The sequence below is a fragment of the Desulfosporosinus burensis genome, from assembly GCF_054657535.1.
Map to the genome: position 1 here is coordinate 279397 of NZ_BAAHYN010000003.1, position 24419 is coordinate 303815.

The 24419-nt window shown below is 38.6% G+C and carries 12 protein-coding genes; all 12 read right to left on the bottom strand.

Annotated elements, in window-relative coordinates; genetic code table 11:
* Positions 1-22 precede the first annotated feature (22 nt).
* The 12 genes from ACYQ3Q_RS06645 to ACYQ3Q_RS06700 all read right to left on the bottom strand — a co-directional run bounded on the left by ACYQ3Q_RS06645 (position 23) and on the right by ACYQ3Q_RS06700 (position 24285).
* On the bottom strand, positions 23-8857 hold the full coding sequence (locus ACYQ3Q_RS06645) for a glycine-rich protein (protein ID WP_459927820.1): 8835 nt from the start codon (positions 8855-8857) through the stop codon (positions 23-25).
* Positions 8858-9032: 175 nt separating this feature from the next.
* Entirely contained in the window at positions 9033-13979 is a 4947-nt protein-coding gene (locus tag ACYQ3Q_RS06650; protein ID WP_459927821.1) for a hypothetical protein, read from the bottom strand.
* Between the two features lie 158 nt (positions 13980-14137).
* Positions 14138-14539 (bottom strand): hypothetical protein, encoded by a 402-nt coding sequence (locus ACYQ3Q_RS06655; RefSeq protein ID WP_459927822.1) that lies wholly within the window; start codon positions 14537-14539, stop codon positions 14138-14140.
* Positions 14540-14768: 229 nt separating this feature from the next.
* Positions 14769-14957, bottom strand: a complete 189-nt coding sequence (locus ACYQ3Q_RS06660; protein WP_459927823.1) for a hypothetical protein — start codon at positions 14955-14957, stop codon at positions 14769-14771.
* Between the two features lie 34 nt (positions 14958-14991).
* Positions 14992-15465: a hypothetical protein gene (locus ACYQ3Q_RS06665; RefSeq protein WP_459927824.1), complete on the bottom strand. Its 474-nt coding sequence runs from the start codon at positions 15463-15465 to the stop codon at positions 14992-14994.
* A gap of 198 nt (positions 15466-15663) precedes the next feature.
* Positions 15664-16236: a YodL domain-containing protein gene (locus tag ACYQ3Q_RS06670; protein WP_459927825.1), complete on the bottom strand. Its 573-nt coding sequence runs from the start codon at positions 16234-16236 to the stop codon at positions 15664-15666.
* A 262-nt stretch (positions 16237-16498) separates the two neighbouring features.
* Positions 16499-16810, bottom strand: coding sequence for a DUF960 family protein (locus tag ACYQ3Q_RS06675; protein WP_459927826.1), 312 nt, complete (start codon positions 16808-16810; stop codon positions 16499-16501).
* A 222-nt stretch (positions 16811-17032) separates the two neighbouring features.
* Positions 17033-18286, bottom strand: a complete 1254-nt coding sequence (locus ACYQ3Q_RS06680; RefSeq protein WP_459927827.1) for a DNA polymerase Y family protein — start codon at positions 18284-18286, stop codon at positions 17033-17035.
* A 348-nt stretch (positions 18287-18634) separates the two neighbouring features.
* Positions 18635-18973: a DUF5658 family protein gene (locus tag ACYQ3Q_RS06685; RefSeq protein WP_487247258.1), complete on the bottom strand. Its 339-nt coding sequence runs from the start codon at positions 18971-18973 to the stop codon at positions 18635-18637.
* Positions 18974-19427: 454 nt separating this feature from the next.
* Positions 19428-19880 (bottom strand): EVE domain-containing protein, encoded by a 453-nt coding sequence (locus ACYQ3Q_RS06690; RefSeq protein ID WP_459927829.1) that lies wholly within the window; start codon positions 19878-19880, stop codon positions 19428-19430.
* Positions 19881-20233: 353 nt separating this feature from the next.
* Complete coding sequence (locus ACYQ3Q_RS06695; protein ID WP_459927830.1) at positions 20234-22450, bottom strand: DEAD/DEAH box helicase family protein; 2217 nt, start codon at positions 22448-22450, stop codon at positions 20234-20236.
* Positions 22447-24285, bottom strand: a complete 1839-nt coding sequence (locus ACYQ3Q_RS06700) for a site-specific DNA-methyltransferase (protein ID WP_459927831.1) — start codon at positions 24283-24285, stop codon at positions 22447-22449. The genes ACYQ3Q_RS06695 and ACYQ3Q_RS06700 overlap by 4 nt, the downstream gene beginning before the upstream one ends.
* Positions 24286-24419: the final 134 nt, after the last annotated feature.

Genomic DNA, 24419 nt, shown 5'->3' on the forward strand with positions numbered 1-24419 from the left:
GACTGTTACCAGTCCTCTTATATTAGTGTGTACTTATTATATCGATATCGTACATCGAAGATTTGACTGTCGAGTAGACCGCTAACACAGGTGGTATATTATTAGGTAGTGTTATTGGACCAGACGTTGTCCCATCAGTTCTCTGTATATTTATACTTCCATTATCAGTATTATGCTCATACCTCAGCACATAGGTGTCACCTATTACTCTTATGTCTGCCGCTAACAGTATGACATGATTCGAGTTGTCAAACTCCTTGATATTCTCGGTATCAGGTACTTCCCCTGTTCTTACGAACACTGACGAGGACGGGAGTCCCAGTTTTAAGTGCCAACGTTGTGCTGATTGCCACCACAGGTAATCGTACAGCCTTCCTTGTGCATTGTACTTACTACCCATCGTGTCAGTAGTAATAGTATTTGATCCACCACGGTTCATTAGTTCTCCGTAAGTTGTCTCCCCTCCTATAAACGTTCTTGCTTTACCCGTTGCTCTCAGGAACTGCGCATTTCCAAGTATATAACTGCTTCCCACTGGTGCGTCCAGTTGTTTGGCCGGTCTATTCTGAACCATCCCAGCGTCTCCTGACTCACCTGACCCGGCTCCCATTGAGGTTGTACCTTCGGCATAGAAATCTCTGAAGAAGTCTGTCGCCTTTTTCTCAATGTCAGTGTAGTTACGTCTCACATGTTCCCCTAACCAGTCTAGCGTTATAACATAATTGTATATCCCCTCCCCTGCCCATGCAGGATTGACTAGGTTATGGATATTCACTGGCTCATATTTCGCCTCGTACTGAAAGTATGCATCTACGGGCACTAATTGTTTAGTAGTTGTATTTAATGCATAGTAGTACGGGACCACTTGCACACTACTTGAGTTATTCCAGAAGTAGTTACCTAGCGTACTAATGTCAAAGTATATAGGATATCCTACCAGCAATGGCTCATCTTTAAGTATGCTTATATTATTCTTCTCAGCTGATATTGGGGCTTGAATTCTGTTACCATCGACCCAGTTAAGAGTATTATAGGTATTTACTTGATTAGTACTATTACCTATAGGTAATCCTCTTATATCCTTAGACCACGTCATATAGAAGTTTTGATCGCTTTCATCTACTTCACGCACGACACCGTCTATGATCCAATTTTCTGCAGAGTCGCCTAGGCGAGCTAAGGCTATTCCCTGTACTTCCATAGCTGTGGAGTTATTAGCTACCCAACTTATGGTTACTTCCTTATCATCCGGAACCGTCAAATGGAATGACATCTTGGTCGTTGTAACTGTCACGTTACCTATATAATCCGCACCTGACCAGTCTGCTCCGTCCTTTGTTTGGACCTTCAAACGTCCATTGTTTAGCGCTTTACCCGTGATGTCTACTCTGTAAAATCCTCTTGTTATTGCCAAATCTTTTACAGTTGCGCTGTTCCCAAGTTCGTTTATATCTATTTTGGTTCCATTAATTGAAGCGCTCCCTGTTGCCACTAACCCATTTGCTGTCCCATATACACTAACAATAGGTACTGTATTGTTTTCCAATGGCTTCTTAAAGAAGTTTGAAAATCTGTAGTCTCCTGTGTCCTCAATTATAAGATTTCCAATTCTCCCTACTATGTCAGCATATGCGGTGTTAGACCCACCATGTAATGCTGTGAATCTACCTCTACTCCTATTCGTAATACTGTTCTTGTTATCATTAGGCCCAGGACAGTTTACAGCCTCAGCTTCTACTTTTATTGACGCACTCTTTGCTTCATAGTTAGCTAAAACACTGTAGAAGTCATAATACTGCTTGGATACGTCATTATACAAAGCTGTTCCATATCTGCTCCACTGGCTCTCGTTATATTGACTTCCAGGACTGCCTCCGTAGCTACCCCTGTCCCCTAATAGAATCCACTCACCAGCCAAATACAGAGTGCCTTGATATATTACGTTAAACTCGAACTTGATACGTTTCTCCCTAGTCCACTTCGTTGTATCCATGCTATTCTTGAACCCTAATCCTCTTTGGCTTGTTAAACCTCCTATTCCGTATGGCTGCCCATCTGCGAAATCACCTACGTTAGGAAAGTATATACGAAATCCATAGTCCATATTTATGAAGTTTCCAGGTGTAAATGAACCATCTGAAGCATTGATTGTTGGCTTGTAGTTTTTATGAGTCTCGTCGTCCATACATGCATCCCAGCAAATTGTGTTAGAAGGATCGTAGTGCATTCCTTTATGATGAGGCTCCGCGCAGACTAGTGTGTCCACTTCTACACAACCACTATCACATACGTGAATATTAGGTACAAAACTACACGCCCATATTGGGTTTTGTGTGCCATTTGGTAATGTGTCAGGTATTAAATTCCAGTAGTTCTTGATATCCTCTTTCGCTACAAGTATTACTGGCTTTATATCTAATGCTGTTATTCTTGCATATCCGTTGCCTGAATTACCAATTTGAGTGCCTCCATATGTTGAAGGTATAGTAGCATTACCCGCTATGGTCTGAGCTGTAATTCCGTTTGCACTAACCACACCGCCAGCGTAGTTAGAACCACCGTCTCCGCCCCAGTCTGTCCCTATAGGTCCTTGAGATCCTATACCGCCAAGGTATCCGCCACCACCACCACCGTTATCGGTATTTATAGCGTTTCCACCTGTACCTGTTGATGTATATGTTGCTGTGGCACCAGAACCTCCATTACCATATTCATCATATCTTCCACCCTGCTTTGTAGCAGGTCCACCACTTGACTGTTGCCCACCGCCACCGCCGCCACCTGCAACGATGACTCTATTAGCTGTAGCTGTTCCGCCTAATCTTATGTCTGTACCTCCTCCCCCAGAACCAGCCATGTGACCTCCGTAGCCACCGCCATTCCATCCACCTGGATTGTCTACTACATAACTACCACTGTTAGCTTCTATTGCGTTTCTACCTTGACCGCCAGTATACACGTTAACTGTTTGTTCACTTGCTAATACCTTTACACCTACAGCATAACCGCCTGTACCTCCTGTACCAGCTGCAACGTAAGTTCCTTTACCACCTTGAGCTCCCCATACTTCAAATTTGTATGTTCCTGCTGGGAGTACTACTGATGTAACATTTCCAGTGTAGTTGTAGTTTAGTACTTGGCCAGCTATAACACCCGAACCAGAACTTCCTCCAGATATGCTAACTGGACTAAACATTGATGTTACTTTTGCATACCCATCTCCAGTTTTACCTACCATAGAACCACCAGAAGGATTAGGCATTGTTGCATTAGCTGCTATAGGTATCCCACTACTTACAAGTGTACTATTTATCCAACCGGTTGCTTCATATGTTGTGCTGCTAGTAGCTACTACGCCTCCAATAGCTATACCACCAGAGTCAGCCAATGTACCAGCAGAACCAGGCGCGCTATAACTTCCGCCACCGGCACCCCCAGTAGCTCTCCCACCAGGACTGTTAGTATAGGTTCTACCACCGCCGCCTCCAGCTGTTACTAATGCTGTCGCTCCATTTTTGATAGTAGTATAACCTCCACCACCGCCTCCCATTTCGTTACGACCGTTATCATTTCCATCTGTATCACGGCCAGGCGCTCCACCTCCGTTATAACCCCCAGTACCTTGACTAGTCCAATAACTCGATGATGCGCTACCACTACCTACACCACCTATTACAATACTTAGTGTACCGCTTGAGTTTAGTGTGTATGATCCGGTAGCGTATCCTCCGTTACCTCCCACACCTGCGTTTCCGTTTTGACCACCTTGCGCTCCCCATACCTCTACATAGTATCTACCGGCTGGTGCGCTGTATGTGTATGCTCCAGCGGTCCCCCCCTGCCAAACTACTGTACCCGTGCCATTAGATGACCCTGCTGATGTTCTTGTCCCTCCCCCATAAACTCTTATACTTTTAACGTTTGCTATTCCTGCCGTAGCCCCTAAGTCAAATCTTAATGATTCTATGGTGTTTTTCCACTCTGCATTGCCCCTAACCACAAAGGTTACTACTTGATTGTCTACGTTTGGTTGCATTGCTCCTGTTACATACCTAGTTCCAGAGTAGCCTGGCGCATCATTACGCCCCCATAACAGCTGTGAGTATGTTGATGCCGTTTTGTTATCAAGCGTCACTTCTATCTTAGTTACCCCAGAGGCTGCGAAGTTTACTGGTACATCAAAGTATGGGTCTACACCACTTGATGTTTGTACTAAATTGCCACCAGATGCCGCTAACGATACTTGATTTAATGCATTGAATCCATACATGTTGCCGGATGTCCAGTTGCTCCAAGTGTGAATAACTGGTCCGAAAGAGTTCGCCATGACAGGTTCATATGCATCTCCAAGTATGTCTTTAATTTGTTGCTCTGTTAAATCTCCATTTGTAATTGCATCTACAAGCCAATCTGCTCCGGTACTACTTGTTCCACCGTCTAGACATGTCGCTGCATGTTGATGCGCATTTAATCCGTTTGGATGCACTGTCATAAGCTTATAACAATCTTCGTTATGCGCAGTTGTTCCTGCTAAACGCGTTATTTTTAAATTGTCCATGTAGAAGTTAGCTGGATAGCTGTTGCTTATTCCCCATGAGCCGATGTAAAGGTTGTTACCCACCATTTGAGAGTTTATACTAGTTGATGCCCCTATTCTTGTGTAACCCTCAACTCCGTCAACTAGTACCCTACAGCTGTCCACCGAATTGAAGCTGAATTCAATCACTACTTTGTGCTTAACTCCGTCTGCTATAGGCTTGTTTATCTTTCTTTCCCAACCATTACCGGTGTTTAGTGTTGCGTACGTTTGTCCCACTGGTATATACAAATCGTAGCTACCAAACGAGAATAGCATACTTCCGTTACCGGTCGGCGCTGACATTACTACATCTGCCTCTACCCTAACATTTGTACTGCTACTGTACTGTAATTGTAATTCCGAGAATGGGAGCGCCACTCGTGTTCCTTGAGCCCTCAGAGCCGCCCCAGTTAGACTACCGTGCGCCTGCAAAGTAAATCCTGCTGGTAATATTAGCGAGTTTCCTGTTGTTTTGTTTATAGGATTTCCAGACAGGTCTACTGTACTAAAATCAAAATCTGCTAGCACAGTATCTTCGAAGAAAGTACAGTTTAGAACTCTAAAGTCGCATAGTGCAGGCTCCCTAGGACAAACTAAGCTATTGTTTAGTCCATCCATGGATGCCTCTGCACCACCTAGTATCTCCCCTGTTCTTTGATCACGGTCATCTGGTAATGACACTAAGCTAACATCCTGAGTTGAAACAGGGTCTTGCACTATTAAATCGTTTATCTTCACATGCTCATCTGAATATGGAGCTGCTAGTATATACCCTCCAATAGCTGGCCCAGAAGGTGTATAGTTCGCTATGGTATGGAAGTTAAATCCTGTTTGCCCCGTTTGCATGTTCGTTGGGAAAGATGCCGTAGTGAGTGCATCTGTAACTCCCAAGAATCTCTCTGATGAGCTATCCACCCAGTGTAAACTGTTTGCCCAGAAAACTTCAGCTTTGCCCGATACGTATGATTTGTTCTTGTTCTGAAGTATTATATTCAAAGCACCTTTGTATAACATCATGTTACTTGAAGGTCTTGTAGGTCGTACAATGCGACCAGCTGGGTCTGGGTCAAGGAATGTTGATGCTGCGTTACCTTGGTTCGGCCATGTGAACTTCGATGCAGGTGTTCTATATTTACCGTTGTATCCCCCTATGTTTATATGGTCGTCCTGCCATTTAGACGCACTGTTTAAGTTATTATCCCACATCTCCGCTGTTGTTATGTTGAGTTGCGGCATCTTTGTCTCGGTATTAACTGCCGAGGGTGCTGGTTTATGGAAATACATTACAGCTTGATCTCCATTAGATGTCTGGAGAATTAAAAAGTCTGTAATCATTGTAGGTGTAATTTTTGTTTGCCTTTGGCTTAAAAATTTAGCATACTCAGTTGTTGCCTTATCTTTTTCGTCCGTATTTGTAACTAAAAAATTATCTACGTCAGTCGGATAGTTTTTCTGCCCCTCTTGAGCAGTAGCTCCTCCAGTACTGGCTCCCGGTTTAAATGCGTTATAAATGAACCCATCTGCCCATGCGTGAGTATGCGCACTACCCCCATTAGCAGAAGTGTTTGTTCCATACGTATTAGCTAATCCGTCACAGTTATTTGTTCTTGTTCCGTTTGCATAAGTTACTTCATCGTGTTGAGGTGCGTCTATACTGTATCTCACTCGCCCTGCCATACTTGAACCAGTAGCGCCACCCCGACCATTTTGCGCCATAAAGTTAGCATCATTCTTTAATGCAATGTTATAAAATATATTTGGTTCACCCTTAACTATATCAGCACCAACTATATCAGTTGATATAATGCTGGTTAACCCATCAACAGCCGCTTGGTCAATCTTCCACACATGTACATCTACTATCTTCATAGCATCATAAGTCCAAGTTTGTGCCCACGTGTCATGTACTTCAGGTAACACATGAGAGCAGCAAGGTCCACACACTGCATGCATAGGAATGGTGTATGTCCAATAACCACTATAAGCGTAGCTATAACTACAAGCTCCATGTCCGCAACTGTGTGGGTTTGTAGACGACCCTGAACCGTGACCCTCACTGTGACTTACGCTGGTAGATGAAGTGTCATGGAATACAGGTGATACTGTTACTGAACGGGCCCGTACATCACTTGCTGATGTGTAAGTATATGTTCTAGTTCCAGGGTTTGGAGGTGTCCATCCAGGAGGTGAGCCGCAACCTCCGCCACCACTTGGCCCAGTTTGGTTAACTGTGCTACCTGATGCTAATCCACCATGATCAGGAGCTCCCATTAAGCCCTTAGATGTATCACCTGTGAAGAACTCACAGTTTGTTGTTGTGTAGTAACTATCGTAGCTACGTTTAGCTATTTCATCTTCTATGCGTTCAACTGTTATATCCACGATAAACTCGGAGCCACCAGCTGCAAAATACAGTTGCTCCGTTGATGGAACACCCGCCATTGCCTCCCAGTTCTCCGTAAGATTCCCTGTTAGGTTAGATCCTGTACCGTAGTTTTTCAACTCAGAATATGCATCAGGCTTGGACGTGTACCCAATTCTTGGCGCTAGTATTCTGAACGAGGCAGTATCCGTAGACGTGCCTGTCCATGTTTTTCCCCCACTTGTAATTGTAGTTGCAAGTGTATAATTAAATGTTATCTGACTTTTACCCTCTGTTGAAATACCTGATGTATCGTCAGTTCCTATATAGTTCTTTCTCCCGTAAATGAAATCCAGCATCTCGTCAGGTGTCCAGTTAAACTCTGCTGGATTTGGTGATATGAAAGGTATTTGAGGAACCTCCGTACTAGTCCTTGAAAATGCCATTTTTATATTAAATGGGTTACCCTGTGTTCTAGCGTTTAGTATCATCGCTTCCCATGAACCATAGTCCTCAGCTTTAGTGCCAGATGTTACTGTTAAGCTTACTGGCATTCCTATTGCCTTTGTCTCAATAACTTTGTTATCTGGCTCTGCCTTGAGTACACCCACACTCAACGAGGGTACTTTTAAGGGTGCTGGTGAAAGCATGTAGCCATACATCCCCCCGCCTGGATTAGCAGGGTCTTCAAGCCTAAATATATTTAGATAGTCTGTTAATATACTGTCCGGAGCAGTCCAAAATATAGAAGTAGGGCTCTGCGTTCTAAGAACACCCTTTGTAAAAGCTGTTGCTGCAAACGAGAATCCATTTTGATTTGTGTAGTAGTCTGAAATCCTAGCGAACGTTGGACTAATGGCTACTGATTTTTTAGCCGATAGCTCAAGCTGCGCATATGAATGCCCAGGATGTGCATCAGTTAAGGCTGATGTTGCCCACCATATATCTTCGGAAGTTGCAAACGCTTTTTCCAAGCCAGTGGCAAACTCTAAATAATCTATAGTAGGTATTAGTATAAAATACGCTCCTCCATTAAATGACATTAATGCCTCGGAGTCTATGCTAATTGATATAGGTGATTCCTGCAGATTATCAGAGTTTATATAATCGTCAACTGCCTGACCCCATTGCTCTTTAGTATCTCCACTTGATAGTGTATACAGAGTCATTAGCATATCTAAGTATCTCATATATGCGTCATTACTTTGTGCATCTGTCCAAGCTTTTATATTATTGTAGTCTAAATCACCGTTTTCCCCACCGAATAATGTCTTTATTCGAGTGTCTACTAGATAGTCATCACCTGACTTGGCTAAAATCCAACTCCAAGCTTCCTTACTAGCGTATGTACTAGTCATTTTACTTCTCCAGTTAGTTTTAAAATTATCTAGGCCGGTTGCTTTTATAGCACTGTAGTATACACCATTTGTAGTATTAGGTGTACCTCCCTCCATCGTGATTATGTTGCTAATCGCATTAGAGTCAGCTAGATAAGTCAATGTCTTATTAGCTGTATTTGCCTCGCCTATACTAATTGGCTTACTTCCAATAAAAGTAGCTGTCTCAGGTCGTATAAAATGCACGGATGCAGTAATATTCTGTGGGAATCCCAGCTTCATATTGTGATATATCTTTGATAGCCCTTCCTCCTCAGTTAATAGTGCCTTCTTATCCCTAAACAGACTTACTCTGAGTGGTGGATTTCTGAATGTAACTCCAGGAGCAATACCTGATACTGCAGTTTGTGGACTGCCTGGAACTAATGACCCTGATCCACCAACTGTCATGGCTGCTCGCGCAAACAAATTCTTACTTATTACATGTGCTAGCTCCATTGGAAATACTACCGACACAATTAAAAGTAACGATAATAATGTTGTTAGTATCTTACTTGTTCTATTTCGTTTAATATACATTTTTGCTCACCCTCACATAAATTGATTTATGGTTATTCATCTACATGCCTTAATCTTGGATTGTAATTCTGACATAACGATTTATTTCGCTGCAATAATGCTATGAAAAAGTATGTTTCATAACATTAATGATCAAATAAAAAGAGGGTAGCCTCATTGACTGCCCTCAATCACTTTATAACTTCATGTTCTTGCCTTTTTTTATCTGCTCGTCTATACCTGTATCGTCTGATGCGTCATCCATACGATCATCCCCATATTTATACGTCCTTGTATCATAGTCTTTGTCGTCTTTATTCCTTCTGTCATTTCCTTCGGCTTCATCACTTCTACTATACGAACCACCGTTATCTCCATACTGTGCTGATTGTCCTGATGTATCAAATCTATTAGTGTTTCTACTCGACCTAATACTAACCCCCGACTTTGGTGATTCTGCTCCATAGTTTGATATCTTATCACCAAGATTATCTATACCGTTTGATATACTGTCAGTAACCATGCCAGCCACAGCCGCGTATACCTCAAATCCCATGTCCCTGTAATGCTTAAAGCAAAAGTCTATCATCTTAAACATTGAGAATATATAGGCTGCGCTGACTACTATTATCACTATAAAGCACCATACTGGATTTCCAGTGCTAATTTGAACGCTTTGGACTGTTAGCACGGAATCTGATGTTGTTACCGCCATTAACCCACTGAATACCGCGTAGTAGATTAGTGTCAGAGCCATGAATATTAGGTTACTTATTATATATCCGCATGATACCTTTGCTTTTTGTTTATTGCTTGATAATAGTGCGTAGATTATCGCAATAAACCCTAAATAGAATATTAAGCCCATTGTGACATTTCTCACTAAAGGTATTACGTAGGAGCACATAAATGCTGACGTTAATAACAGTAAAGCGCTGAACATATCACTATCTGCTATTATATTTTGCATTGTATCACCGTAAATATAGGTCGTATCTTTTGTCAGATTTAGCATTAGCATTTTCATAACTGAGTCGAAAGATATTCCCCTGAGGTCTAACCCGTTTGGATACATCGTATATGCACCATTCAGTATACCGGTCGGCGAGTACTCTGCGTTGAATGTCACTACTGCCTCTGTTGCCATCTGTCTCAGCAATACTTCCTTAGTCATCCCTTTAACGTTTGCGTAGTTCAGTAGCATTGTCCATCGTTGTGATACGTCTTTGTTCACTTCAATAGCTTTTAATTCAACTATATTGAGGTCTGCTTCATGTAGTCCTAATTCATACATTTGAGCTTCGCTAAATACCATTGGTCTGTTTGATGGGTAGCAGTCTATTAACATAGGATTTACAATTTCTTTCTTGTTGCCGTCTACATCCCTGACTATTGCCGACTTAGTTAATTCAGGTGATTCCATTAGCTTTGTTACCCAGTTACTCCTAAACATCCATGATTTGTAGTTATTTGAGTAGATATCATACTCCCCTATTTTTTTGTCTCCCAGTACCCCCGACTTGCCGTTAAACCCTCCTGTTGTTATCTGCATCTCGTATATATAAGGTACTGTGTTAGTAAATAGCTCCTCTAAGTCTAATACATCTTTTATATAATTTGTTTTATCAGCGTGCATGAACGATGTTCTGACTTCATTACCTGCATCCGTTTTGACATATTGACCTTGTAATTTCCCGATTAGTGCTCCTAGTGTCATGTCGGAGTCGAAGCAGTCTTTTACTGATTGATAGAAATAATGGTATGTGCTTTCTGTTGCCCAGAGGTAGCCGAACGATTGCATCACTGTAGATCTATCGAACCGGTTGTAAGTTCCGCCCTGTTGCTCCAATAATGTTGAAGCTGACATAAAGGATTGAGCTTTACCTGATTGTAGTGACTTATCTACATAGGCTTCAAATGATTTACCTTCCTCGTATACTCCACCGAATCCGTATAGTCTATTTATTGGATTGGCGTTTGTCTTCAGCAAATAGGAGTAGGTATGTGGCATATCAACTAGCGCCTTTCCACCGTAATAGGCTGCTGATCTGTACGGTATTGTTGCTCCACTTGACCTTATTGTTGTGTCTACATAATCTGGATAGTATGATTTTCTGTCCGCTAATTTTATAGGATCTTCTGTATTGGCTACTGTATCCCCAACCCCACTATTTATTGATGCTCGCTGTCCGCTGATTGTACCAGAATTAGCAGCATCTTCAGGCTTATACAGCCAGTACATATTGGATAAATCATCGTACATATCCCCCAATGGTACGTAGACATAATCCGCCGAACCGTCATTAGCTGTGAATTGTCTCATTATCATTGGAAGCATCCAACGAGCTGAACGAAGCTTTTGAATTTCAGCGTAGTTACCACTTTGAGTCTGAGTTACTTTCCTTGATATGTCGTTCTTTAACATTAGTGCCCTGTCTAAGTAGGCCACATTCAGCGTTTTAACTAGTTCTACAACTTGGGTTTGCTCTTTCTTATTTAATGAACTAAGCGTTCCTGTTGATATTGATGTATTATTTGTGAAGTCTGCTTCAATTGTCGCGTTTGTTACGGCCTCCGAAATTCCCCAGTATGTCATTTTATTACTAAACATTTTCTGAACAAAATTATTTATGACAGCTGGTGTTATCTCCCCAGCCGAGGGAACAATTAGTATTGTGTTTATTACTACTGCTAATGCCAGCAAGAACCATGATAACTTACGCCTCTTAAACAACCCAGCCACAAGTATGCCTATCAATGATATTGCTATGATGTATATTGCAACTTTAGAGTATATATTTATGAACCATGCAGTCGTAAAGTTATCCAAATAAGAGTCTAGCGATAAGAATCCTGTTGCGTTGCGTGTGGCCAGATTAGAAGATACGTTTGAATAGTATGATGTTGCATTCCCGTAAACTATCTTTTGGTATGCATCGTAAACAAAGTTGTTAATGTAACTTTGCATCATCTCGTTTCTGTACTCTCTACCTTCTGTGGGGTGTAACATCATGTAGGTATAGTTGAGTACTTCTTTTTTCTTATCTTCTTCTGTCTTTATGTCAGATATGGTGTTTATATCCACTTTGAGTACGTCTGACGTACCGTCGAATAATCGTGGATTGAACTCACTGGTTGTACTACCGTTCAAACCGTTAGTTTTGACTCCGTACCAATCAAGGTATGTCATGTATATGAATGTGGAATATAAGCTAAATTCTGTTCCCTCTCTTACTCCAAGTACATTGCCTACTGCTCGCATCACTTCCGATACTGGGTATGCCTTGATTAGCCTTCCTGGGAAGTAATCTAAGCTTCCTTTTTCGTCGAATAATATATCTGCAACGTTTTTACCGTCCACTTTTGTGCTAGCCATACCCTTAAATGGATTGCTCTTATCTCCCAGTTCGGCTCCGGTTAGTTTATCAGCGTCTACATTTAGTTTGAATAGTGTAGACTTCTCAGCTACGAACCCAGCCAGTAATTTGGATACTGAATTATCTTTTATACCCAGTATAAGCTCCTTGAATTGTTTCATCGTAGCTGTCTCGCTCATATTTAGTAACGTATTTACGTAGTCCCCCGTTACTTCTCCCGCTAATGTGGGTCTGCCAGATTTGTACGTATCGTACAGGTAACTCATGAATACCCTTGCTGCACCAGAGCTATTCACTTTAGTTCCAGTACGGCCATTGTTCATTTGAACAGGTATTATTACAGGCTCATCAAATAAGTTTACTTTACCGTTATTTGTTATAATTTCGCTTAATACTTTTGCATTTACGCTAGCTCCTGCTATGTTTGCTATTTGTCCGCTTGCGTTTAGCATGTTAGCTAGTGCCTCTCCTGCCTTACCATCTGAGAACATTGCGAAATCAAATTTGTCCATATTGGCCGCTTCAAGCTTGAATATATACTTATTTCCGGTGGCCTTACTTGCATCCAAGTCGAATAATTCCTTAACTGCTTTGCCATAATGCGTATTATTAACTGGTACAGCCTCTCCAGTTACTGTCTTTGTGCCATTTGCTGCTGCTCCTCCGTTAAAGTATGTCTGGTATGATATTGTATCCAGGTCATAATACATTAGTATTAGCCCATTGGGAACACTTGTTAAGTGCGATCCTAAAGCAGGCAATCCCCCAAATCTGATATCCGTTAGATCAGTCCCTATAACGGGTATTGAATCAAGTCCGAACCAACCCGAGATACTTTGCTGCCCTCTCACGTTTATCTCTTCTCCTGATAGACCGCTAGTATACCCATTGAATAACATTGATGATATAAGATTAATTTTAGGACTGTCTGTTAGATGTTGATTTATTGATGCTGGTATTACAACCCTTCTTGACCCATCGTATGGTACTATAATATTCCCAAAACAGTCTAATGCGAGCTTCAAGTCAGTTGATTTAGACCACATATTATTGAACAGGTCTTTGAACTCGTCTTTGAATTCACCGCAGGCTACTCTAGCTAACCACGCTGTTAGTAGTTGGACGTCCCAACCATTTGCATAGTCTAGTACTTCCTCATACCCAGCTCCGTTTTTTACATAGAATGTCGGTATAGATCCTTCGTTTATGGTTGCTACGCTTACGTATCTCTCAGACTTCCCAATTTCATTTGCATATCCCTCAGTTGTCTCTAATCCGTCAATTGGTACTATAGTTGCACTTTGATTGCTTACCCCAGTAACATCCTCTAATTTTATCCACGAGTCTCCATCAGCTTTGTCTGACATTATAAACATATCCTTGAAAGTTGCTTCTCTAATCCTGCCTGCATCTGCTTCAGTCAATGGTTTTTTGTCTATAGACTTTCTCGTTATGGGACTGTAGGCCACATATATTGGCTTTACTTCACTCGTTTTTTGCTGGTTCACAGCGTAATTTAATAATCCGCTTATAGTATTTGCATTGGCTGGATCAGACCCACTTCCAAACGCTAATGCCTTAAATCCAGACCCCTTGCTACCCCGTGTTATATTACTGTTAAATGCTGATTCATAGTCGTCAACAAGTGGCACGGCGAAGTTGCTTAGGAATACCCCCCAAGTGATCATTTCCCACTTGTTCCAGTCTTCTGAAACGAAATTTGCATCAAGTATGACAGAACCTAAAGCTGCGTTAGTTCCTAACATGCTATAGTTGCTTCCGTACGCAAACTGAAATGTTGATAGTATTGATTGAAGTATACACACAACCATTAGACTTACTATTAGTCCCTTTTTTAGTATGTTACTCATTTTCATCCTGTTACCCACTGTCTCACCACCCTTATTATTTTAATAACTAGCCGTTAAAATATTAATGATATTACCGTAATGGTTAAAACAGGCACACATAATACTAGCTCTGTATATAGCAAAGTATCTATAAGCTCAATTATTCTACTGTTTTCCTTACTCAAATAATGCTTTTTAAACAAACCTATTATGCAACTTACAATTACAAACAGTAGTGCATAAATTAAAACCCTATAAGAGTAAAGGTGAATCCCAATCATTACCCCAAACACCAGCCCCATTATAGAACCAATAAACGCAGATACTATCAGACCTGAGTCTTTTATAACTTTAGCGTTTTTTACAACCGCTGGTTTTATCTCATCGATCTTTGCTTTTATATACTCTAATTTGTTTGGCAGTTGCTTATAAAAGTCCTTAAGTTTTTGTTTGAGACTACCTATAATCTTTTTCATCTTGATATCCCCCTAACTAATGCGAACTTGCTATGCTTTGGATCACTTACATTATCCAATTAATAAATTGTGATTACGCCTAATACCATTATTCCAATGATGAACGCACTATTTCCTAGGCAAATTAACCAATCTTGCAGATTATAAATTACTTCGTAGTGCTGGTGAAGAGCTGGTTATGCGTCTTCTAATCCAACATCTTTTCCACATTCAATAATCATTTCATTTTTTATATCACCTTGATTTCCTTTGCAGTTGAATTATTTTCTTTCCCTCTGCCGATCTTTTTACTGGTTATCTTTTCTTTGATGTCTTCTAAATCGGGCTCAAATGAGTCCTTATTTTCCAAATAGTCTAAAGCTAATCCCATTTCTCCTAAACTCATGGTATTGCCCACATTAAACCCGGTTACAGCCATCTCTACCACTCCCTTATACTTACTTCAAAAGAATTCATCTCCCTCTTAGAGACTTGCCTACAGTGTAAAGAACATTATATTTACCTGAATATTTACCTGGATAAGTAGAGTACACACGAAGTACTTGCATTTTATTCGTAACCATGTCATCACAGTAAATATTGAGAACCATTTTTTTTACGCGGTACACAATTTTGAATTCAATTGCGATCAAAATCATACAACAAGGCTTTTGACATTCAACATACATTGCTTTAAAAGTTTTCAGCAGCTCATCGACATCCTTTATAGCTTTTCTACTAGTAGCAATGCTTTTTGGAAAAGCAACAGGTCTCATTTCAATAATCGACTCAAAAACATTTTCTAAATGAGTTAAACACCCTAGGATATCCATGCCTCCATGCAAAGTACGTATATTTTCCTCTACTATTAGCTCTGCTTGTTCTGACGTAATTCTGTTTAGCTCATTTAGATTACTTGGATACTCAATACCTTTTCCTGCGTACATTTTTCATAACCTCCAATATTCTTGAATTTAACTTTTTATCATACAAATGCTATATTATTGGCTTCTAACTTTGTAACAATGATTTAGACATACAATGATACAGTTTGGAATTCTTCGTGCTTTGTCCATCCACCTCATGAAAAGCATAATAAAAGGTCTGGCAGCATTAAACCGCCAGACCTCTTTTATTAAAACGCTTTACTCTTTCAATTCTTTAATTTCTTTTTCAAAGTCATCCACAATTTGGTAAGGTCTCTCACATAAACCTGTTTTATCAGCTAACATATGCTTATATGTTTCAGACTGATGAAACATCAATGCTACTATCCTCCTGGATTTTCCAAGCCTCTTGACCAAGATTTCAATAACAGCCTTCGCTGACCAATCCGTGCATAGTACTCTTTTCATTTCACTGTCCATGTTTACGTACATCTTTTGAAAGCCCATTTCATTTGGTACTTGGCTCTTATCAAATTCGATCTCTGTCAAGTCAAACCTATCTGCTATAAAAAAGGTAATTCCTTGGTCATCCTGGATTTCAATTACGTCGGAAACATCAATACTCCTAGCTACATGTTTGTTCGGGCGTTCAGCCTTAGTATATTTGCTATACAATCTATCAAGATCTGCATCCTCTTGACTTTCCCAGACGAATCTGTATATTCCAGGCATGATATCATCCGTAGTTTCTAAGTATAAATAACCATCTATCACATCATCGGGGAGGTCTTTATCTATCTGATAAAGTCGAAAGGTTATTTTATTTTTCATCTTCTTTCACATCCTGTATTTACTTTCAATTCATCATAAATCCGATCTCGTATATCGCGCTCCGTTACCTGCTTTCCTTCCTTGAACATTCCTTCGTGGACATCCAATATACATATCTCACAATCTGTTAGTTCTTCGTTCAGTGCTTGCTTATTCGCCTCGATCCAATATCTCTTGCAATTTCAACTTGTTATCCACCTCTTCATGCCCTCCTAATATTTATGGGAGATACCCTGATTTAACAAGGTATCTCCCAATAAACTTAATACTCTTCAGCTAGCATCATTACTGAGTACTCACATCCGTCATCAATTACAAACACCTTTGCATCAATTGCCATTTCACTATAAAACCGATGAATACTCTTATATGGAGGCTCCTCCATAGTATGTTCCACTTCCTGTATATTTCGCTTTCCAGATATCTTTCGCAGAGTAAAAACTTGTAGATAGTCAATTTTTTCCATCTCAAGCTCATCGATCAATTGCCAAAGCGTCAAGAAGATCACTGGATTGAGTTCATTGATTTTTTCTTTAATTCCTCTCGTGATATATCTGTTGTTGTTTTGAAACATTTTTTTAACATCCCTTCCCATTTAAACTCTTACCTTAACTCGGGAAAAGATGGTAATACATTCCTCAATAAACTTCAATAGCTAAATCACTAAACTTAAAAATTTTATTTGTAACTATTAAATCGTAACAGTTACAATGCTTTCTTTACTTTCCAGGCTTTGGATCTTCATCCTCAAAGCCACTCCTATTTTATTCCATCGAAAACTTGTGTCTTCGTTTTGTTATAATAAACTAGACATCATCGGGTATTCCTCGTCATCCATTGTTCCTCCAGTACTAAAGCGCACTCCGCTATTTAAAAATGCTGATCTAAATACTGATGCATTCCCATACTTCAAACGTATTGAATCTACTGCTCGATCAACTGTCCTCTGCTTCTCGTAGTCTTTCTCAAAAAGCGAGAGTTGCCTAAAATCATTTTGACATAGCTCAGAAACACGAACTCCCAAATGTCGAACAGGTTCACCCTTCCAAAGCTCATCGAACAGTTCACATGCAAGTTCATGTATAGCGTTTGTACAATCAATTGCCGAGAATATCTTCCGCTGATGAGAACAATTATAAAACTCGTTTGTTCTTAAAGAAACAGATACTAACCTAGCACAATAGCCTGATTGCCTTAACCTTGCAGCAACAGTCTCCGTTAATGACAACAAAACCAAATGTGCAGTTCCTTTATCCTCAACGTCGAAAGCAATGGTGGTTGAGTTTCCAATGCCTTTAATCATGGGTCTTCTATTTTCTCTAACTGGACTAAATTCAATTCCGTTAGCGTAATTCCAGACCAACATACCATGGCTCATTAAAAATAGCTTAATGAGCTTAGGATCATAATTGGCTAGATCGCCAATCGTATTAATTGCCCTGCTCCTCAACTTCTTCGCAGTTGCTCTACCAACCATGAAAAGTTCCTCAATAGGTAGCACCCACATCTTCTCTGCGATCTCTTCCGGAAAGATTGTGTGAACCTTATCAGGTTTCTTTAGTTCGGATGCCATCTTAGCGAGTATTTTGTTAGAAGAGATACCGATATTAACAGTAAAGCCAAGCTCATTTTTAATTCGATCTTTAATTGTGTAAGCTGCTTTCACCGGGTCTTTATATAGTCGTTCCATGTTGGTGAAATCTAAAAAGTATTCATCTATGCTATACTGCTCGATCAACGGTGAATACTCACGAAGAATATCACCAAAAGCTTTAGAACACTGCATATACAATGAATAGTTGGGTCGAACGATAATCAGGTCAGGACATTTCGCACTAGCACTGAATATACTCTCACCTGTTTGTATGTTAAATTTTTTGGCAGGAATGGATTTTGTTAAAACGATTCCATGACGAGTCAGCGGATCGCCACCAACTACAGAAGGTACTGTTCTGAGGTCTAATGGGTCACCATGCTGAATCCTGTGAACTGCCTCCCAAGACAAATACGCAGAATTCACATCAATATGAAATATTATTCGTTTGCTCATAAAAACCATGATTCCATAATTACTTTCATATTAACCACACTTCGCCCAATCCCCAGTTATGCACTCAGTACAGCCTCCAGAACGGATGAGTTTATTTTGGCATACTGGACATTTGTCATTCTGGATTAGCCATAATTCACAAGGCTCTATGCAATAAGTCTTTCGATTACAATCACCACATAAATCTGTCATATCAATCGCCTCTCAGTACATGTATTTGGTATAATCAGAACGTTTGTTCTTATTATAGCCAACTTCTGTGAGATTATCAATAAAAAATACGCCCTTGCTGTTAAAAGCTTTGGCGTATAATCGTAGTCAGTGCAGAATACAATTGCATCTTCTATATTATCTAAGTGCGAAATCATACTTCTGTATAAAATACGCAACTACGTTATAAATACAAATTAAACCAAATACTAAATTGGTCGCCCACAGCACCCTTATCACGCTCAACTGATTTTTCAAATTGCTTTTTGCCACATGTATTAAAAATATACTAAGTAACCCAACTCCAATCAGTTTATAAAAATGGAGAGTATTATTGCTGACAAAGTAATCTGCTATTGGATTCCCTTCTACTGCCCCATGGCTTATTGCTAGCATCGTAGTTGAGTAATCCACAATATTTAAAGTGCAGAAAAGTAACAGTAGCTTATATACTTTTTTCAGAGGATTACCTCCCAGTCAATGACATTCATTCAGTGGTTTGCCCACAGATTGACTTCGTGTTTAATGATTGGCAATCATTCCGATGTAACTTCCCAAATATTATATCGTTCCACACCCTGGCTCCTGGAAGCAGTAATTGCTGAACAACTAGGCTGTTGATACGGTTTTGCTCAATGGTAGTAATGCAATCAATAATAAATCTACAGTTTGGGATTCTATCATTTTTAAATCACCTATGTAAACAATTATACAAAAACTGTTTAATTCCTGCTAATGTTTTACAGTTTTCGAAAGGAAGCCAAAAAGACGCTTATTCAGCATCAGAATGATTAACTTAAGTTGACAAGGTTTCCTAATTTTCTTCTATTCTAGATACTCACCCTTGCTCATCTTCGAATGATCCGTCAACCATTTCATTGTATATGTTTAAAATCCATAATCAGAAAAAAAATAACATCTTTTTTCCTTTTCAATCGTTTATTTGATGCATACTCCGAAGGATTTCAGTATAGTCCTTTTCACTTATTGCCTTAATAGACTTTCTAAAGTATATCCCATAATACTTTTTATTTTGTATGAAATCTAGTTTATCAATGATATTTGCTATTGGTAACCCTAGCATAAATTGTTCAATATCCACAATTGAAACTCTATATGGATATTGAAACAACCAAATTGGTTCACTCTGATTATGGGTTACTTTTAACGGCTGACTTGCAAGCGTAAAACATGCAATAAATGCACTATTTTTTTTACCTGCAACATACACTAATACCTTATCATCTTGTTTTAATTTCTTTAAGTACGGAGCCCTTGAATTAAAAGCCCATAATCCATTCCCTAATAAATAATCTAATATTTCCCTAGACTGAAGAATTCTTTCTTTAAGCTCAATATCACTAATTATAAAGATATAGTACATTATTCACCTCTCCTTTTGAAATACAGTAAGTGACATGTACTCTTGAACAGTTATCTTACAAACGATATAAGTATGCTAGCTCATTTTTCGAAGAAGTGGCTAAATCTATTTGCCATAGTTCTATCGTCTATAATTAAAATATTTAGTTTGCCCCATGCTTTATCAATATTGAAATAAATGTTCTCTTTTAATGTATTCCTTAGTACTATGAATAATAACTTAAATTTTTAGAACAAAAACTGAACCCTCAGAGGGGTTCAGTCTTATAAATTTGATATGTATAATCTGATCGAAGGAAAAGATTACAGTTTTAGTATTAAATTTTGATCAAAATGAATTTACCAAAATCTTCATTAGAATGCACTTGATAATGGTTTCCAATGTTCTTCTTGCATACTATCTGTATACTCTGTATTGTTTATCTTGAGGTATTCATTTTTGTCACGAACAAAACCCCATTTGATATTCTTATCCTGAGCATACTGCTTGAATGCTTCAAACTTGTTTTCTACTTGACGGTCAATATTCTTGCTCTGATTATACTTCTGCTCTCCACCTTTGGTTTCTATAATCCATACATCATCATTCTTAAGCTTCACTATGTAGTCCGGATAGAAAAGCCATTGCTTTTGTAACGTATCAACATACACAATAGAGAAATATTGCTGTCCATTATCACCGTTCTTATACACCCAATCAACAGACGTTTTACTTTCGCAATATCTCTCAAATAATCTCTCAGGTAATGAACGAATACCATCAACTAATGCTGAAGATGGATACTCTTGATAAGCATTACTTAATATTTCCACAACATCTGTTTCAGATGCATCATACTTAATTAAATCTTGTTCAGGAATTCTAAATTCAATCTTCTTAGGAAGGTAAGCAAAAGAGCTTTGAGTAGCAATCTGACTTGTGGCCTCTCTAAACTCTTCTTTAAGCTTATGCTCATTATTAATAATAAAAGCATAGAACTCTTTTGTATTAAGACTTAAGAGCTTATCATTATTCAATGAATTATTTCGGAACAATCTCTCTAGTATTGTTCTTAACTTACCTTGTTTAATTCCTATTGCTGACTTTACTGCATCTATTGAGTGCATTAATTCAATACCATGTTTATGAGTATTAACTTCTCTACGTGTTTCAATAAATGCTCCAATATCTGAATCTAATATCGAATCTGTCTTAATGAATTTGCCTTGCCTAGCTACTCGTATCAACTCATCGTTGATAATATACCCCTTATACTCAAGTATTGTTCTATTGTCCTTTTTTTTAGTTGTTAGGTTGTACTTATCTGTAAAAAATTTATGCACTATTTTATAAGTTTCCCTTTCACCAAGACCATCAAAGTCTAAATCTTTCAACTGTTTCTCTAAAGTAAAAGTCTTACACTTATTCTTCAGAAATACCCTTTTAATATCGAATGCATTAGAGATTTCTTGCTTAATACTCTGACGATACTTTTCGTCAAATGTATACAGGTAGCAATTATCTAACAAATCATCCTCATAATGTTTAGCCTCTGGCATACGCCTTAATCTGCCGATAGTCTGAATTGTGAAATCCTCACTCATATTTTCACGGAGCTTTACCAGAACCTTTGCTCTTGGGCAATCCCATCCTGTGGTTATTGCCTGTTTCATTAGTAAAAAGATAGGCTGCGCATCGAGTTTTTCAATGCCTTCTTTGTTGATTTTATCATTGCTATCGCTCATCCACTTGGCAACTAACTTATTTTCATAAGTATACCCCATAGACTCTAGTTTTTCCTCGATGCGCTCAATCAATTCTGTTGACATATCTGGGAATTGGATTAATACCAAAGGTCTAATATTTTTGCCTTTATCGTTATAATCATCTGCTATAGCTTTTCTCTTTGTATTTGCTAACTCGATCAAATACTCATGTTCATTATCAATTGTAGTGCTTGCTTCTACCCCCTCATTGATATATAAAGCTCTTGTAATAAGACCTGAGTTTATAACATCAATCTCTGGTATTTCATAGAAGTTATACAACTTATTTTCTTTAGCTGTAGCAGATACTCTTACTATAGATAACGATGCAAAAGAATTAATAATATCTTTAGCCTTATTGGTATCATTTGAATGTTCTTCATCAATAATTAAGATAAACTGAATACCATCTCTATGAGCATCTGCAATACGTTCAAAAAGATTTTTTCTTTCACTCTCTGTGATGGCTTTATTCTTCTTGTTGGTAACTAACTCCCAATTGACAAAAGTGGTATCGCCTGCTTGGAAACCTGTTGTTAAGATATCAAATAAATTCTTTGAATTTCCATTAGGTAGATGCCTTAACATTTTTTGTCTACTCTGTTCCTCCAAATCTCCCTTGCCTGGGCAAAGCCATACAAAGGATATATTTGGATTAATGGTGCTTAGATACTTATCAATGTAATCAATTAAGATAATTGTCTTTCCAGCTCCCGTCGGTGCTTTAACCACTACAGTATCTTTATCACCCGCAGACGTAGCATTAAGTAAATACCCCACACAATCCTTTTGAAAATCAAATAATCCCTTCGGTAAACCTATCATAGTTCTCCAACCTCCCTTAACTCAGTATTAAAGTAATACTCTGGTATAGGGATTAACTCAATGCCCAAGTTATCAAACAAAGCTTCCTGACTTCTAGTCAGTAATACCTGAGATGAGATGTAGATACCTTTACAATTTTTAAGACGTTCTTTATCTCGCTCAATTTCATCTACATTATCATCTGTTAGCAAAAGAATATAGTTAGTATTATCAATTTTTATACCCTGCTCAAGCTGTACCATTTCAACGATATGAGTTAATAACTCATCTTTGAAATTGTGTTCAACATCATATGAAAACTTTTCAATAAAATTAGTCTCATAATACATTAAGTTTGCAGATATTCCCTCAACTCTTTCTCTAATTGTATCTCTTCCGATAACTCTAAGAACTCCTTCTTTAAACTCCTTTATTATTTTATTGAAATTTTCTTTGCTATTTTCTTCTATAGTTTCAACCTCTTTCATAATTGCATCTATTTTTGTAAGGTCATCATACGATAAGGCTTGTTCCATGAGGATACTTTCTTTCTTACCTTTAAACTCATAACCATGAATTACTTTATACATTCTTTCGTAGGTAACATTCTTACAAATATCATTCTGATTGTTTGTGCATAAAATAAATTTTCTATTTCCACCATCTTGCTTATTAAGCTCTAATACAGCTTGTCCTGTTGTTCCACTACCTGCAAAGAAATCTAACACTGTAGATGACTTGTTTGTAGAAATCTTTAAACAATCTATAATTAACCGAACTGGCTTTGGATGGCTGAAAACATCTTTTCCAAAAATAGCTTTAATTTCATTTGTAGCCATTTTATTTCCTACATTATCCAGCCATAAAGTAGTAGGTCTCTTAAGTTTTCCCTCAAAACGGAATTTAAGATATACTTTCCAAACCCCATCTTTATCTTGTTTCCACTCTATTCTCTTCTCGCTTATAAAATCAAGATAGGTTTTTTTACTACATCTCCACCGACTCTCATAGCCTGACGGTCCATATGGATACACAAATGTACCATCTGGTGCTTCTAAAGGATACCACATAGTAGGCCTATCTTCTCTTCTATCTTCTTTTCCCGTCTTTCTCAACGTTCTTGTAAGATAGGCACCATCTTCATCAGACTTATCGTATATTTTTGAATCATCTTCACCATACGCTACGCCTAATATTTTAGCATCCTCTGTTCTACCATATACTAAAATATAATCATATTCTGTAACAAGCCCATTTGTCCCTTGCCCTGTGGGTGTGCCTGTCCCGCGAATAACTTGTCCCATGAAATTATTATCAAATATCTCATCGCATAAAATCTTTAACTGAGATTGCTCAATATCACTAATACTTATAAAGATAATACCTGTATCAGATAACAACTTTCTCGCAATACGAAGTCGTTGATCCATAAATGATAACCACTTTGAATGTTTATAACCATCTTCTGAATTTACAAAAGTATCATCATAAATAAAATCCTTATTTCCGGTATTGTAAGGGGGGTCGATATAGATTACATCTATATCACCTCTATGCGTTTTCTCTAACAATTTAAGGCTATGCAGATTGTCTCCCTCTAACAAAAAGTTATAAGGCTGACTGGCATCTGTAATTATTTCCTTGTCTATAATTTCTGTAAACACAGGAATTTTAGTTTTCATTTCGACATCGACACGTTCCTCGTGTTCTTCCCAAATCAAACCATACTTCTTGCTAGTCAACTCTGACTCGATTTCGTTGATTGCAATTATGGTATCATCATCCCCATGTTCCTCTCGCAATTTATTCAAGAACTCAATCATATGCTCTCTTTTCAACTTTGATAAATTACCCACAATATATCTCCTCTTCTTATAATTATTTCGTTATGCAATGTACAGCTTTATCCATTAATAATTATAGGTTATGAATAACCACAATCAAAAAAAATAATTTACTATAGACCTGTCCTTCATTATAATCTATATAT